Raw genomic sequence first — 13,358 nt, forward strand, 5'->3', positions numbered from 1 at the left:
AGTGCCCGGGGCCGACGAGATCGTGCCGCTCGTCAATGCGCTCGCCGCCCGTTTCTCGACGGTCGTCCTCACCCAGGACTGGCACCCGGCCGGCCATGCCTCGTTTGCCTCCAGCCATACGGGGCGCGCGCCCTTCGAGGAGGTCGAGATGCCCTATGGTCCGCAGGTGCTCTGGCCGGATCATTGTGTGCAGGGGCAGGATGGCGCCGACTTTCATCCGGCACTTGAACTGAGCGCCGCACAGGCCGTGATCCGCAAAGGTTTTCACCATGCGGTGGACAGCTATTCCGGTTTCGTCGAGGCCGATGGCCGCACGCCGACCGGCCTCGCCGGCTATCTCCGCGAGCGCGGCGTCGGGCGTATCGTCATCGCTGGGCTCGCCACGGATTTCTGCGTCAATTGGACGGCGCAGGATGCGGTCCGAGGCGGCTTCGAAGCGATCGTCGTCGAGGAAGCATGCCGCGCAATCGACCTCGAAGGCTCGCTGGCGCGCGCCTGGGCGGCAATGACGGCACTCGGCATCCGGCGCGCGTCCATGGCGGAAATCGCCGCCATAGCATCGGACCGAAAAGTGGACTCCACTTTTCGGAAAACTCCGATGCGATAACAAAAAGCTAGATCACCGTAACGGCGTCCGAACGGACGCGCGGCGATCTAGCTGCGGTTCCGCCTTCAGCGCCAAGCCGTCGCCGGATGGAGCTCGGCTCGGTCGCGGCCGAGGCGTTTTGAGCGATAGAGCGCTTCGTCGGCCTGCTCCAGCAGTGCCTGCAAGCGATTCTCCGCTGCGTTTCCTTCGGCGATGCCGATGCTGAGCGTCGGCTTCACCCTGGCCTTGCCCCAGGCCTTCAGGGCCCGGTCGAAGGCGTCGCGGATGCGATTGGCGACGCCGATCGCCTCGGCCGCCGTCAGATGCGGGAGCACCACGACGAATTCATCGCCGCCATGCCGCGCCAGAATATCGCTCGCCCGCAGCTCGCTGCGCGCCGCATCGGCGAAGATCAGCAGGATCTGGTCGCCTGCGGCGTGGCCATGGGTGTCGTTGAGCCGCTTGAAATGGTCGATGTCGATGAGCAGGACCGCGAATCTGTGCGGCCGCTTGGCTGCCTCCGCCGTCAGTTCCTCGATTGAATGCTCCAGCCCGTTTCGATTCAGGGTGCCGGTCAGTGCGTCCTGCTGCGCGAGCGAGACGAGAGCGTTGCGATGGCGCTCGGTGACCAGCAGCAGGAGGGCGCAGCCGCGCAGCAGCAGGAAGGCGGTGCCGGTGACCGCCAGCCAAGGCTGTGCGGCGTTGGGCGTGAAGAGTTCGGGGCCGAGCTGGCCGGAAGCGGCAAGATAGCCATTGAGGGCAAAGACCGTCACCGTCGGCGCAAACAGGCCGACGAGGATCGCACCGGAGATCAGCCGCTCGCGCCCCAACAGATTGAGGCCTTCTCGCACCACGGCCGCGTCGCAGCAGGCCGCGAGTACCGACATCAGGATGACGCGATTGGCAAAGCCTTCCGGCCCGCTCCAAAGCAGCAGCAGGATCCCGGCGACCGCGACGGCGCCGAAATAGACTGGCAGGCGGGGCGGGCGCCTCGCGAAATCCCTGATGCTGTAGAGCGTCAGCAGATAGCCGGTCCAGCTGGTGAGATTCGCGAGTGGGATCGAGACCGGATCTGGAAGCGAGCCGCGCAGCGCGATCCCGACCACGCCGATTCCGACCAGCAGATTGCTCAAGCCCCACCAGAGCGGCCAGCGCTCGAAGCGCCCGGTGGCGAAGGCGAGCAGTTGTACGAAACCAAGGAGAGTGCAGGTGATCGCGCCTGCCAGATAAATCGTCCTCAGGTCTAGAACCAAGCGTCCAGGTCCATCTCTGCTGCCTGCGGACTCCCTAGCCTAGCTGAGTGAATCCTTGGTTCACGCGGCGTCAGCGAACGGCAATCCGTCGCGGTAGTCCGGTGGTGCCCTCGCTGCTGTCCGATGAGCGTGCGGCAGCCCGCCTGCGGACAATGGCGCGGTCGATCATTGTCGAGCTTTAATGCGATAATTGATAAATGCAATAATATCAATATATTGATAGTATATGTTGATTGTTCAGTTTATCGGCCGGTTTCCTGTAAACGGTCGGCTGAGCCCATTGTCTCTGTCTCTTTTGAGACGTCGACCGAGCCGTTCCGGCTTGGCTGCGCCTTGCAATTGCGCGGAGTCCGCTGTAAGGCGCAGGCCATTCCACATGGGGAGCATCACCTCGGCATACGAGGCGTTCCGGTGACCGGCCAGCCCATGGCCGGCTCATTCGCTCCCCAGAGGCTCAACCGGAAGGACAAGACACCATGGCTCTGCCCGATTTCTCCATGCGCCAGCTGCTCGAGGCCGGCGCCCACTTCGGCCACCAGGCTCACCGCTGGAACCCGAAGATGTCGCCCTATATCTACGGGACGCGCAACAACATCCACATTCTCGACCTGTCGCAGTCGGTGCCGATGCTCTCGCGCGCCCTCCAGGCGGTCAGCGACACTGTCGCGCGTGGTGGTCGCGTGCTTTTCGTCGGCACCAAGCGCCAGGCCCAGGACGCCATTGCCGACGCCGCCAAGCGTTCGGCCCAGTACTATGTCAACTCCCGCTGGCTCGGCGGCATGCTGACCAACTGGAAGACCATTTCGGCCTCGATCCAGCGCCTGCGCAAGGTCGATGAGCTGCTGAACGGCAGCGGCACCGGTCTGACCAAGAAGGAGCGCCTGATGCTGGCTCGCGAGCGTGACAAGCTCGAGAAGGCGCTCGGCGGCATCAAGGACATGGGCGGCACGCCCGACATGATCTTCGTGATCGACACCAACAAGGAGCAGCTGGCGATCAAGGAGGCTCAGCGCCTCGGCATCCCGGTCGCCGCCATCGTCGACTCGAACTCTGATCCGGACGGCATCACCTTCCCGGTTCCGGCCAATGACGACGCCGGCCGCGCCATCCAGCTCTATTGCGACCTGATCGCCCGTTCGGCCATCGACGGCATCTCGCGCGCCTCGGGCGACCACGGCATCGACCTCGGCGCCGCCGAGGCCCCGATCGTCGAGACCGCTCTCGCCGATTCGGCCGTCGACGCCGCCCCGGCTTTCGAGCTGCTGACCGCGCCGCGCGGCGCTCCGGACGATTTCATGAAGCTCTCGGGCATGGGCCCGGAGATCGTGCAGAAGCTCAATGATGGCGGCATCTTCCACTTCTGGCAGCTCGCTGCCATGAGCCCGGCCGATGTCAGCAAGGTCGATCACGATCTGAAGCTCGCCGGCCGCATCGAGAGCCAGGGCTGGGTTGCCCAGGCGCGCGATCTCGCCGACGCCTGATTTTTCGGGATGGCGGCGCGTCATCGGCGTGTCGCACTTCCACACTGACTAGAGCCGAAGCAGCGCCGGCGGCCGGAAACGGAGCGTCGGCGTTTGCCGATCGGAACCAGAACCAGAATTGCGGCACGCCATCGGGCGACGCCGCCAAGACAGCAAGGACGACGCAAATGGCTGCGATCACCGCCGGCATGGTGAAGGAACTCCGCGACAAGACGGGCGCGGGCATGATGGACTGCAAGGCCGCGCTCTCGGCCACCGACGGCAACATGGAAGCCGCCATCGACTGGCTGCGCGCCAAGGGCCTGTCCAAGGCCGCCAAGAAGGCCGGCCGCGTCGCCGCCGAGGGTCTCGTCGCCGTCGTCGTGCGCGGCACGAGCGGCGTCGTGGTCGAGGTCAACTCGGAGACCGACTTCGTCGCCCGCAACCTCGAATTCCAGGCGCTGGCCCGCACCATCGCCGATGTCTCGCTCGAGCGCGGCGGTGATGTCGAGGCGCTTGCCAGCCATCACTATCCGGGCGGCGGCACGGTCGCCGACGCCATCGCCAACGCCATCGCCACGATCGGTGAGAACATGACGCTGCGCCGTGTCGCTCAGGTCTCGGTTTCGGCCGGCACCATCGGCTCCTATGTCCATGGCGCGGTCACCGACGGTCTCGGCAAGATCGGCGTCATCGTCGGTCTGGAAACCTCGGGCCAGGGCGACGATCTTGCCGCGCTCGGCCGCCAGGTCGCCATGCACATCGCCGCCAGCAACCCGGTCGCGCTCGACCTCGCCTCGGTCGACCCCGCCGTGCTGGAGCGCGAAAAGGGCATCCTGGCCGAGAAGAACGCCGGCAAGCCCGAGCACGTCCTCGCCAAGATCGTCGAGAGCGGCATGAAGAGCTACGCCAAGGAATACTGCCTGCTCGAGCAGGCCTATATCCATGACGGCTCCAAGTCGGTCGCCCAGGCGCTCAAGGAGGCCGAGGGCAATGTCGGCGGCCCGATCAAGATCACCGGCTTCGCGCGTTTCGCGCTCGGTGAGGGCATCGAGAAGGAAGAGCAGGATTTCGCGGCCGAGGTCGCCGCCGCCGGCGGCACCGCCGGCTGAAAACCCGGTTGATAGAGAACAGAAAGGCCGCGCCTTGCGCGGCCTTTTTTGCAAGAAGCTGAGATCGCTCCGAATCCGAGAGTGGCAGCACGAAACGGAGAGCCCCGATGAGACCTAAACGCGTGCTTGTGAAGCTCTCGGGCGAAGCCCTGGCCGGCGCGACCGGAAATGGCCTCGACGGCGCGACGCTGACCGCGCTGGCGGCGGATATCTCGGCTGCGGCGCGCGAAGGCGTCGAGATCGGCATCGTCGTCGGCGGCGGCAATTTCTTCCGTGGCGTCCAGGGGCTGAACAAAGGCCTCGACCGCACCAGCGCCGACTCGATCGGGATGCTCGGTACGGTGATGAACGCGCTCGCGCTCGAACATGCGATCGAGACGGCCGGCGCGCCGGCCCGCGCCATGTCGGCGGTGCCGATGCCCTCGCTTTGCGAGAGCTATGCGCGCAAGCGGGCGCTCGACCATCTCAGCAATGGCAAGGTCGTGATTCTCGGCGGCGGTACCGGAAATCCCTATTTCACCACCGATACCGGCGCGGCGCTGCGCGCGGCCGAGCTCGATTGCAGCCATCTGCTGAAGGCGACGCAGGTCGACGGCGTCTACACCGCCGATCCGAAGACGGATCCGAATGCCGTGCGTTTCGATCGGCTGACCCATGTCGAGGCGATCACGCGCGATCTGAAGGTGATGGACACCGCCGCCTTCGCGCTCGCCCGCGATGCCGGGCTGACCATCGTCGTCTTCTCGATCGCCGAGCCCGGCATGCTGGCCGCGGTGCTGCGCGGTGAGGGCAGGGCGACCTACGTCACCCCCTGATCGCGCAGATATAGCGAGCGCGCCTCAGTAGTTCGGCCACAGGCCGGGCGTCGCCAGCTCGAGCATATGGCCGTCGGGATCGCGGAAATAGAGGCTCCTGCCGCCGCGCTCCCAGCTCATCCGCCCTTCGATCGCGATCCCCTGCTGCTGCAGCCGCTCGTCCCAAAGGGCGAGCTCGGCGGCCTCTACAGCGAAGCAGATATGCAGGGGGCCGTGCCCGTCATGCGGCGGGATGCTTCCCCCGGCGGAGGATTGCGTTCTGAGCGACTGGCCGCGCAGGAACAGCAGCAGCACGCTTTGGCCGCCGACGTCATAGGCGCACAAGGTGCCCGTCTCGAGCATCGGTGCCAGGCCGAGCTTGCCTTCATAGAAGTCACGGGCGCGTCCGAGGTCGTCGACATAGAGCGCGGTTTCGATGATGCGGCTGAGGCGGGGCACGGGCTCGCTCCTCGGTGGTTCGCGACAAAAGGGCCGATGGACTAGCGCTGCTGTCCAGATCGGCTATGAAGCAAAGGGCGGCTTGCTTGCCGCCGCAAGGCTTCGCGGGCGGGTGCAGTACCGGCCTTGGCGAGGCTCCTGTCCAGTTTGCTCCGGCAAGATGCCGCCGAGGCACGAAATCCTTGACCCTGTGCGAGCCGCTCGCCATGGTCGCGCGCATTTCCGGTTCGGTCCTTTGCCGGGTTTCGACAAGGTTTTTGAAGACGATGGCCCAAACCACTTTCGATCTCGCCGATCTGAACCGCCGCATGGACGGCGCCGTCCAGTCCTTCAAGAGCGATCTCGCTTCGCTGCGCACCGGTCGCGCCTCGGCCAATGTGCTCGATCCGATCACGGTCGAGGCTTACGGCGCGCGTACGCCGCTGAGCCAACTCGCCACCGTCAGCGTGCCGGAGGCGCGCCTGCTTTCCGTGCAGGTCTGGGATCGCAGCATGGTCCAGGCGGTGGAGAAAGCGATCCGGGAATCCGATCTCGGGCTCAACCCGCAGACGGAAGGGCAGGTGCTGCGCATCCGCATCCCCGAATTGAACGAGCAGCGCCGCAAGGAGATGGTCAAGGTCGCGCATAAATATGCCGAAGAGGCCAAGATCGCCGTCCGCCATGTCCGCCGCGACGGAATCGATCTGCTCAAGAAGCTCGAAAAGGACGGTCACCTGCCCAAGGACGACGTGACGCGCCAGTCCGATCAGGTGCAGAAGGCGACCGACAAGCATATCGGCGAGATCGATCAGGCGCTGGCGTCGAAGGAAAAGGAAATCCTGCAGGTCTGAGTTTCGGCGCAGGGCGGCAATCATCGACGGACGGGCACGGCCCGAAGAGGCATAGGAATGTCAGACGGCCCGCGCCCGCTATCGCCCGGCATCGAATCAGCCCCGGCCCATGTCGCGATCATCATGGACGGCAATGGGCGCTGGGCGCAGATGCGTGGCCTGCCGCGGCAGGAAGGCCACCGCCGCGGGCTCGAGGCCTTGCGGCGCACCGTCCGCAATGCCGGCGATCTCGGGATCCGGGTCCTCACCCTCTATTCGTTCTCGACCGAGAATTGGCGCAGGCCGAAGGCGGAGGTGTCCTTCCTGCTCGGCCTGCTTCGCCGCTTCGTCGAGAACGATCTCGCCGAGCTGCATGAGGCCGGCGTACGTGTCCGCATCATCGGCAGCCGGGCCGATCTCGCGCCGGATCTGCGCCTGCTGATCGAGCGTGCCGAGAGCATGACCGCCGGCAATCAGGGGCTGACCCTGGTGGTCGCCTTCAACTACGGCTCACGCGACGAGCTCGCCCGCGCCGCCCGCGCGCTCGCCGCCGATGCCGCCGCCGGCCGGCTGGACCCGCAAGCGATCGACGAGGACATGCTGGCCGCCAGGCTCGACACCGTCGGCTTGCCCGAGCCGGATCTGGTGATCAGGACGTCCGGCGAGACGCGCATCTCGAATTTTCTGCTCTGGCAGGCGGCCTATGCCGAGTTCGTCTTCACCCCGGTGCTCTGGCCGGATTTCGACCGCAAGGCCCTCGAGGAGGCCGTGGCCGAGTTCCACCGCCGTGAACGTCGCTTCGGTGGCGTCACCGAGCCGACCGCCTGCAATGTGGGGGTCGCGTGAGTGAGCGCTCCGGCGACATCGTGAAGGGCGTCGCGTCCGAGCTGCGCCTGCGCGTACTGTCCGCGCTGGTGCTGGCCGCCATCGTCTTGTCGGTGACGCTGCTGGGCGGGCCGGTCTTTCGCCTCGTCTGGGTGCTGGTCGCCGGCGTGGTCGCCTATGAATGGCTTGCCATCGTCGGTGCGCGCAATCCGATCGCCGGCGGCGTCGGCGTGGTGCTCGCCGGTTTCGCGCTCGGCTTCGCGCCGCTGAGCGATCCGGCCCTGGCGGGCGTCTCGGCGGTGCTGGCGTTTGCCGGGGCGGTCACGACCACGCGCGTCGAGGATCGGCGTGCGCTGGAGGCCTGCGGCGTCGCCTATGCGCTGTGCTTTGCCCTGGTGACGCCGGCGCTGCGCCAGGTGCCGGAAATCGGGCTGTTCCTGATCGGCTGGACCTTCGCCGTGGTCTGGTTCACCGATATCGCCGCCTATTTCACCGGCCGGGCCCTTGGTGGCCCGAAACTGATGCCCAGCGTCAGTCCGAAGAAGACCTGGTCGGGCGCGCTCGGCGGCGCGCTGGCCGGCACGGCCGGAGGCATGGCGGTGTGGGCTTTGATGCCGGCGACGGCTGGTCTGGGCTTCGGCGTCGTTCTGGCGATTTCGCTGGCCGCTTCTGTCGTCAGCCAGGCCGGCGACCTGTTCGAATCGGCGATCAAGCGGCGCTTCGGTACCAAGGATTCGAGCCGGCTGATCCCGGGTCATGGTGGGTTCCTCGACCGCCTCGACGGCTATTGGGCGGTGCTGGTCTTCGCGGGCATGCTGCTTTATCTGGCCCGCCTGGGGCACTGATCGCCATGCGCCGTCACGTCACCATTCTCGGAGCGACCGGCTCCGTCGGCCGTTCGGCCCGCGAGGTCATCGCCGAGAATCCGGAACGTCTTGCTGTTGCCGGGGTGGTCTCCGGCCGCGACGTCGCCGGTCTTGCCCGGGTCGCGCGCGAAAGCGGCGCAAGCTTCGCCGCCATCGCCGATGAGGGCCGGGCCGGGGAACTGCGCGATGCGCTCGCCGGCAGCGGCATCCGCCATGGCGCGGGGCGCTCGGCGGTGCTCGATGCGGTCGCGCTCGATAGCGATATCGTCGTCAGCGCGATCTCGGGAGCAGCCGGCCTCGAGGCGACCTTCGCCTCGCTTCTGCCCGGACGCCTGGTGGCGCTGGCCAACAAGGAGAGCCTGGTCTGCGCGGGCGCGGCGGTGATGGCGCAGGCGTCCAGGCTCGGAGCGCGGATCCTGCCGCTCGATTCCGAGCACAACGCCCTGTTTCAGGTGCTCGGCGATGAACCGATATCGGCTGTCCGCTCGATGACCCTGACCGCGTCGGGCGGGCCGTTCCGGACCTGGTCGGCCGAGCGGATCGCGGCAGCGACCCCGGAGCAGGCGCTCGCTCATCCGAATTATGCGATGGGCGCCAAGATCACGATCGATTCCGCCAGCATGATGAACAAGGGGCTCGAACTGATCGAGGCCCGCTTCCTGTTCGGGCTCGGCGCCGATCAGGTCGATGTCCTGGTCCACCCGCAGCAGATCGTGCACGGGCTGGTGAACTTCCGCGATGGCTCGGTGAGCGCCGGCATGGCCATTCCCGACATGCGCGTCGCCGCGGCCCATTGTCTCGGTGTCGACGACCGGCTCCATGCGCCCGCAGATCGCTTTCTCGATCTCGCGAACTGTGCACCGCTTGCTTTCGAACGCCCTGATCTCGCCCGCTTTCCCGCGCTTGCTCTCGCCATGGCAGCCTTGGCGCAAGGCGGCGCCGCGCCGGCGGTTCTGAACGCTGCGAACGAGGTCGCGGTGGCGGCGTTTCTGGCGCGGCAGCTTCCGTTCTGGGCGATTCCGGCCCTGGTCGAAGCCGTCTGCGAGCACGCCGGCGGTGCGCGGGGCGCGGCTCCGGAGAGCGTCGCCGCCGCGCTCGATATTGACCAAGAAGCCAGAATCCGGGCGCGGGCGCTCTTGTCGGAGGGCCGCTTCGCTGTCACCTAATGACGGCAAGTCGGGAGAGTTTTATGGATATTCTGGGATCGGTCTGGCACGCGGGGGGCTTTCTGCTCGGCTACCTCGTGCCCTTCCTGTTCGTCCTGACCATCGTCGTGTTCGTCCATGAGCTCGGCCATTTCCTGGTCGGTCGCTGGTGTGGCGTCGACGTCAAGACCTTCTCGATCGGCTTCGGGAGGGAGCTCTTCGGCTTCAATGACCGCCATGGCACGCGCTGGCGCTTCGCGCTGATCCCGCTCGGCGGCTACGTCAAGTTCTCTGGCGATGCCGATGCCTCGAGCACGCCGGATGGCGAGGCGGTGGCCAGCATGAGCCCCGAGGAGCGCGCGCGCTCCTTCCCGGCGCAGTCGGTCGGCGAGCGCACGGCGATCGTCGCCGCCGGACCGATCGCGAATTTCCTGCTGGCGATCGCGATCTTTGCCGGTACCGCCTACAGCTTCGGCAAGCCCGTGCTGGCGCCGCGCGTCGATGTCATCACGCCGGGCGGAGCGGCGGAGCGCGCCGGAATCAAGGCCGGCGACCTCATCCGGAAGGTGGACGATCGCGAGATCAAAAGCTTCGCTGACCTGCAGCGCCTGATTTCCATCCGCCCGGGCGAGTCATTGCCTCTGACCCTCGAGCGGGACGGGGCGACCATGCTCCTGACCGTGACGCCTGATCTCGTCGAGACCGCCTCGGCCTTGGGCAAGCAGCGCCTCGGCATCATCGGCGTGCAGGCTTCGTCGAAGCCGGGCGACTGGACCACGCAGCATTTCACTCTGCTTGAATCGCTGAGGCTCGGGGTGAGCGAAACCTGGTTCGTGGTCGAGCGGACCTATGACTACATCGCCAAGCTCATCAAGGGTAAGGAGTCGACCGACCAGCTTTCCGGACCGATCCGGATCGCCCAGGTTTCCGGAATGGTCGCATCGAGCGGTGGCCTGCTCGCCCTGATCAATCTGGCCGCGATTCTCTCGGTCTCGATCGGATTGATGAACCTGTTCCCGGTGCCGATGTTGGATGGCGGCCATCTGATGTTCTACGCGGTCGAGGCCGCACGCGGCCGGCCTTTGAGCGAAAGGGCGCAGGAGATCGGCTTCCGGGTCGGCCTCGGCCTGGTGCTGATGCTGATGCTGTTCGTGACCTGGAACGACCTCGTCCACGTCCGCTCGCTGCTCTGAGCGGCGGCCGTTAACGGAACGCGCCGAATCCGACCTTTCCGGTTGTGATATCCCTGCCACTCTGCCGCGCCGGATTATGGCATTTTCTAGCCGTTTCCGGTCGCGGGACCCGATTTTCCCGGGGGCTGCGCGTGACCTGACGGCAACGAACGGCGTAAAAACACTTTGTTAACGACAATGCTGGTTTGCGTCCCGCGGGAAACTTTGTAGAAGCGTTTGGTCTTCAATGTCGCCTCGCTCCCGTTGTTCGCGGGGGTCCCCTTGCGGGGGTGGGTGACCCAAGAATGGAATAGGCGACCCGATGACGTCGACGCTTCAGAGCCGGTCCTTGAGAATGCGGCTCTCTCGATCAGTCGGACTTTCGGCCTTTATGCTGGCCGTAAGCGGTGGCGTGGTGTTTGCGCAGGCCGTGATTGTCCAAGGAAACAGGCGCGTCGATGCGGAGACGATCCGCTCCTACGTGACCGCGCAGGGTTCCGGGAACCCGGCGGAGATTCGTCAGAATCTCCTCTCGACCGGACTCTTCTCCAATGTTCAGGTCAGCCGCCGCGGCTCGCAGACCGTCGTCTCCGTCCAGGAGAACGACTCGATCAACCGCGTCGCCTTCGAGGGTAACCGTCGCCTGAAGAGCGATGTCCTGCTCGGCCAGGTCCAGTCCAAGGCCAACGGCCCGATGAGCCAGGCGCTGATCGACGCCGACGTCGAGCGCCTCAAGGAAGTCTACCGTCGTGCCGGCTATGGCTCCGCGACCATTTCCGGCCGCATCCAGCCGCTGCCGAACGGCCGTTCGGACGTCGTTTTCACCATCGTCGAGAGCGGCAAGACCGGCATCAAGGAGATCAATTTCTCCGGCAACGGCGTGTATTCGTCGTCGCGCCTGCGCAATCTGATGACCTCGACGGAATCCAATTTCCTCAGCTTCATCAAGACCTCGGACGTTTATGATCCGGATCGGGTCGCCGCTGACCTCGAATTGATCCGCCGCTACTACCTGAAGAACGGCTATGCCGATTTCAGGATCGTGGCGAACGATGCGCGCTTCGACGACGCCAAGGGCGGCTGGGTGATCGACATCACCGTCGACGAGGGGCAGCAGTACCGCGTCGGCAACGTCTCGGTGGATTCCCATCTGCGTGACGTCGATCCGGCTGCGCTGCAGCGGCTGGTCAGCACCTCGTCCGGCGATACCTACAATGCCGAGGCGGTCGAGCGTTCGCTGGTCAACCTGACGACCGAGGTTTCGCGCCGCGGTTACGCCTTTGCCCAGGTTCGTCCGCGTGGCGAGCGGGATGCCAACGGCCAGCTGATCGGCATCACCTATGTCGTCGAAGAAGGTCCGCGCGTCTATGTCGAGCGGATCAACGTGCGCGGCAACACCCGGACCCGCGACTATGTCGTGCGCCGCGAGCTCGATCTCGGCGAAGGCGACGCCTACAACAAGGTCTTCATCGACCGCGCCGAGCGTCGTCTCAACAATCTCGGCTTCTTCAACAAGGTCCGTATCACCAACGAGCCGGGCAGCGCGCCCGATCGCGTGGTCGTCAACATCGACGTCGAGGACAAGGCGACCGGCTCGTTCTCGATCGCCGGCGGCTATTCGACCTCGGACGGCATGATCGGCGAGGTCTCGCTGTCGGAATCGAACTTCCTCGGCCGTGGCCAGTATGTCCGTATCGCCGGCACCATGGGCCAGCGGACGCAGGGCATCGATTTCTCGTTCACCGAGCCCTATTTCCTCGGTCGCCGCATCGCGGCGGGCTTCGATCTGTTCTCTAAGTTCAACGACAACTACAATATCGGCCGTTTCGAGAGCCGTGTGACGGGCGGGCAGGTGCGCTTCTCCTTCCCTATCACGGAGGAGTTCTCGATCACGCCGCGCTACTCGATCTATACGACCGAGATCAAGATTCCGAACACGGCCAGCCGTCCCTACAACGACTGTACCTATCCGATCGACGGGATCACGCCCGGTACGCCGAGCGGCCCGACGGCCAACAACATCTATAACTGCTTGACCAATGGCGAAGCGTCGATCGCGGTGAAGGAAGCCGCCGGCACGACCCTGACCTCTCTGGTCGGCCTCAACTTCAACTATAACTCGCTCGACAACTATCAGAGCCCGCGCAACGGCTTCGTGGCCGAGATCAAGCCGGAATTCGCCGGTGTCGGCGGCGACTCGAAGTTCCTCCGCGTCAGCGCCGATGCGCGCTACTACAAGGAGTTCCTCGAGGACTTCGTCGGTATCGTGCGTGTCCAGGGCGGTCACGTCCAGGCGACCGGCGACAATCTGCGCATGATGGACCACTACTTCCTCGGTCCGTCGCTGGTGCGCGGCTTTGCGCCGTCGGGCATCGGTCCGCGCGACGTGCTCAACGACCCGACGGCCAACGCGCTCGGCGGCACCACCTATTTCGGTGGCTCGCTCGAGGTGCAGTTCCCGATCTTCGGCCTGCCGCGTGATCTTGGCCTGAAGGGCGCGGTCTTCGCCGATGCGGGCACGCTGTTCGATTATGATGGCGGCTCGAAGGGGATCACCAACCCGGGCTTCCTCGGTTGCCCGAACGGATCCGAGGCGCGGCAGTTCAACGTCGTGACCAACTCGGCCTATCAGAACAACGTGGCCTGCGTGCGCGACAAGAACGTGATCCGCTCCTCGGTCGGCGTCAGCTTGCTCTGGCAGTCGCCGCTGGGTCCGATCCGCTTCGACTACGCCTACGCCTTGTCGAAGGATGACGGCCAGTGGGGCACCAACCCCATCACCGGCATCTCCGGCAAATATGGTGGCGACCGTCTGCAGGCCTTCCGCTTCTCCGGCGGCGCCCGCTTCTGACATCCCCCGGCAGGGCGCCTCGCGCG

12 protein-coding genes are annotated in these 13,358 nt (G+C 65.7%); 10 read left to right on the forward strand and 2 right to left on the reverse strand.

The genetic code is table 11. The features are described 5' to 3' along the window. The first annotated feature begins 1 nt into the window (after position 1). On the forward strand, positions 2 to 607 hold the full coding sequence (locus J0J10_RS03765) for a nicotinamidase (protein ID WP_366824910.1): 606 nt from the start codon (positions 2 to 4) through the stop codon (positions 605 to 607). A gap of 65 nt (positions 608 to 672) precedes the next feature. On the opposite strand, the gene J0J10_RS03770 is transcribed toward J0J10_RS03765, so the two are convergent. Then, the gene (locus J0J10_RS03770; protein WP_291645348.1) at positions 673 to 1,839 is read right to left on the reverse strand and encodes a GGDEF domain-containing protein; all 1,167 of its coding nucleotides are present in this window, start codon (positions 1,837 to 1,839) and stop codon (positions 673 to 675) included. A gap of 476 nt (positions 1,840 to 2,315) precedes the next feature. Here J0J10_RS03770 and J0J10_RS03775 point away from each other — a divergent pair, with 476 nt between their 5' ends. The 3 genes from J0J10_RS03775 (at position 2,316) to pyrH (ending at position 5,226) form a co-directional block, all read left to right on the forward strand. Beyond that, positions 2,316 to 3,320 carry a 30S ribosomal protein S2 gene (locus J0J10_RS03775; RefSeq protein WP_291641993.1) on the forward strand — a complete coding sequence of 335 codons (1,005 nt, stop codon included), beginning with the start codon at positions 2,316 to 2,318 and terminating at the stop codon, positions 3,318 to 3,320. A gap of 167 nt (positions 3,321 to 3,487) precedes the next feature. Continuing rightward, positions 3,488 to 4,411, forward strand: coding sequence for a translation elongation factor Ts (gene tsf, locus J0J10_RS03780; RefSeq protein WP_291645349.1), 924 nt, complete (start codon positions 3,488 to 3,490; stop codon positions 4,409 to 4,411). A 107-nt stretch (positions 4,412 to 4,518) separates the two neighbouring features. Further along, positions 4,519 to 5,226, forward strand: coding sequence for a UMP kinase (gene pyrH, locus J0J10_RS03785; protein ID WP_291641997.1), 708 nt, complete (start codon positions 4,519 to 4,521; stop codon positions 5,224 to 5,226). A 24-nt stretch (positions 5,227 to 5,250) separates the two neighbouring features. On the opposite strand, the gene J0J10_RS03790 is transcribed toward pyrH, so the two are convergent. Continuing rightward, positions 5,251 to 5,664 (reverse strand): VOC family protein, encoded by a 414-nt coding sequence (locus J0J10_RS03790; RefSeq protein ID WP_291645350.1) that lies wholly within the window; start codon positions 5,662 to 5,664, stop codon positions 5,251 to 5,253. Positions 5,665 to 5,930: 266 nt separating this feature from the next. Between J0J10_RS03790 and frr the strand changes: the two genes are divergently transcribed. From frr to bamA, 6 genes are all read left to right on the forward strand, one after another. Continuing rightward, a complete protein-coding gene (gene frr / locus J0J10_RS03795; protein WP_291642002.1) occupies positions 5,931 to 6,494 on the forward strand; it encodes a ribosome recycling factor in 564 nt (187 codons plus the stop codon). Positions 6,495 to 6,551: 57 nt separating this feature from the next. Further along, positions 6,552 to 7,319, forward strand: a complete 768-nt coding sequence (locus tag J0J10_RS03800) for an isoprenyl transferase (protein ID WP_291645351.1) — start codon at positions 6,552 to 6,554, stop codon at positions 7,317 to 7,319. Further along, positions 7,316 to 8,143 carry a phosphatidate cytidylyltransferase gene (locus J0J10_RS03805; RefSeq protein WP_291645352.1) on the forward strand — a complete coding sequence of 276 codons (828 nt, stop codon included), beginning with the start codon at positions 7,316 to 7,318 and terminating at the stop codon, positions 8,141 to 8,143. The genes J0J10_RS03800 and J0J10_RS03805 overlap by 4 nt, the downstream gene beginning before the upstream one ends. 5 nt (positions 8,144 to 8,148) lie before the next feature. Next, complete coding sequence (dxr, locus tag J0J10_RS03810; protein WP_291645353.1) at positions 8,149 to 9,330, forward strand: 1-deoxy-D-xylulose-5-phosphate reductoisomerase; 1,182 nt, start codon at positions 8,149 to 8,151, stop codon at positions 9,328 to 9,330. A 23-nt stretch (positions 9,331 to 9,353) separates the two neighbouring features. Then, positions 9,354 to 10,502: an RIP metalloprotease RseP gene (gene rseP, locus J0J10_RS03815; RefSeq protein ID WP_291645354.1), complete on the forward strand. Its 1,149-nt coding sequence runs from the start codon at positions 9,354 to 9,356 to the stop codon at positions 10,500 to 10,502. Positions 10,503 to 10,836: 334 nt separating this feature from the next. Further along, on the forward strand, positions 10,837 to 13,332 hold the full coding sequence (bamA, locus tag J0J10_RS03820) for an outer membrane protein assembly factor BamA (RefSeq protein WP_452116505.1): 2,496 nt from the start codon (positions 10,837 to 10,839) through the stop codon (positions 13,330 to 13,332). The last annotated feature ends 26 nt before the right edge of the window (positions 13,333 to 13,358 follow it).

The sequence above is a fragment of the Allobosea sp. genome (genome assembly GCF_017308075.1).
Taxonomy (GTDB): domain Bacteria; phylum Pseudomonadota; class Alphaproteobacteria; order Rhizobiales; family Beijerinckiaceae; genus Allobosea.

What these genes read in the sequence shown, in the direction of transcription:
- J0J10_RS03775 (WP_291641993.1), top strand. Translation starts at nt 2,316, where the DNA reads ATGGCTCTGCCCGATTTCTCCATGCGCCAGCTGCTCGAGGCCGGCGCC.
- tsf (WP_291645349.1), top strand. Translation starts at nt 3,488, where the DNA reads ATGGCTGCGATCACCGCCGGCATGGTGAAGGAACTCCGCGACAAGACG.
- pyrH (WP_291641997.1), top strand. Translation starts at nt 4,519, where the DNA reads ATGAGACCTAAACGCGTGCTTGTGAAGCTCTCGGGCGAAGCCCTGGCC.
- frr (WP_291642002.1), top strand. Translation starts at nt 5,931, where the DNA reads ATGGCCCAAACCACTTTCGATCTCGCCGATCTGAACCGCCGCATGGAC.
- J0J10_RS03800 (WP_291645351.1), top strand. Translation starts at nt 6,552, where the DNA reads ATGTCAGACGGCCCGCGCCCGCTATCGCCCGGCATCGAATCAGCCCCG.
- dxr (WP_291645353.1), top strand. Translation starts at nt 8,149, where the DNA reads ATGCGCCGTCACGTCACCATTCTCGGAGCGACCGGCTCCGTCGGCCGT.
- rseP (WP_291645354.1), top strand. Translation starts at nt 9,354, where the DNA reads ATGGATATTCTGGGATCGGTCTGGCACGCGGGGGGCTTTCTGCTCGGC.
- bamA (WP_452116505.1), top strand. Translation starts at nt 10,837, where the DNA reads ATGCGGCTCTCTCGATCAGTCGGACTTTCGGCCTTTATGCTGGCCGTA.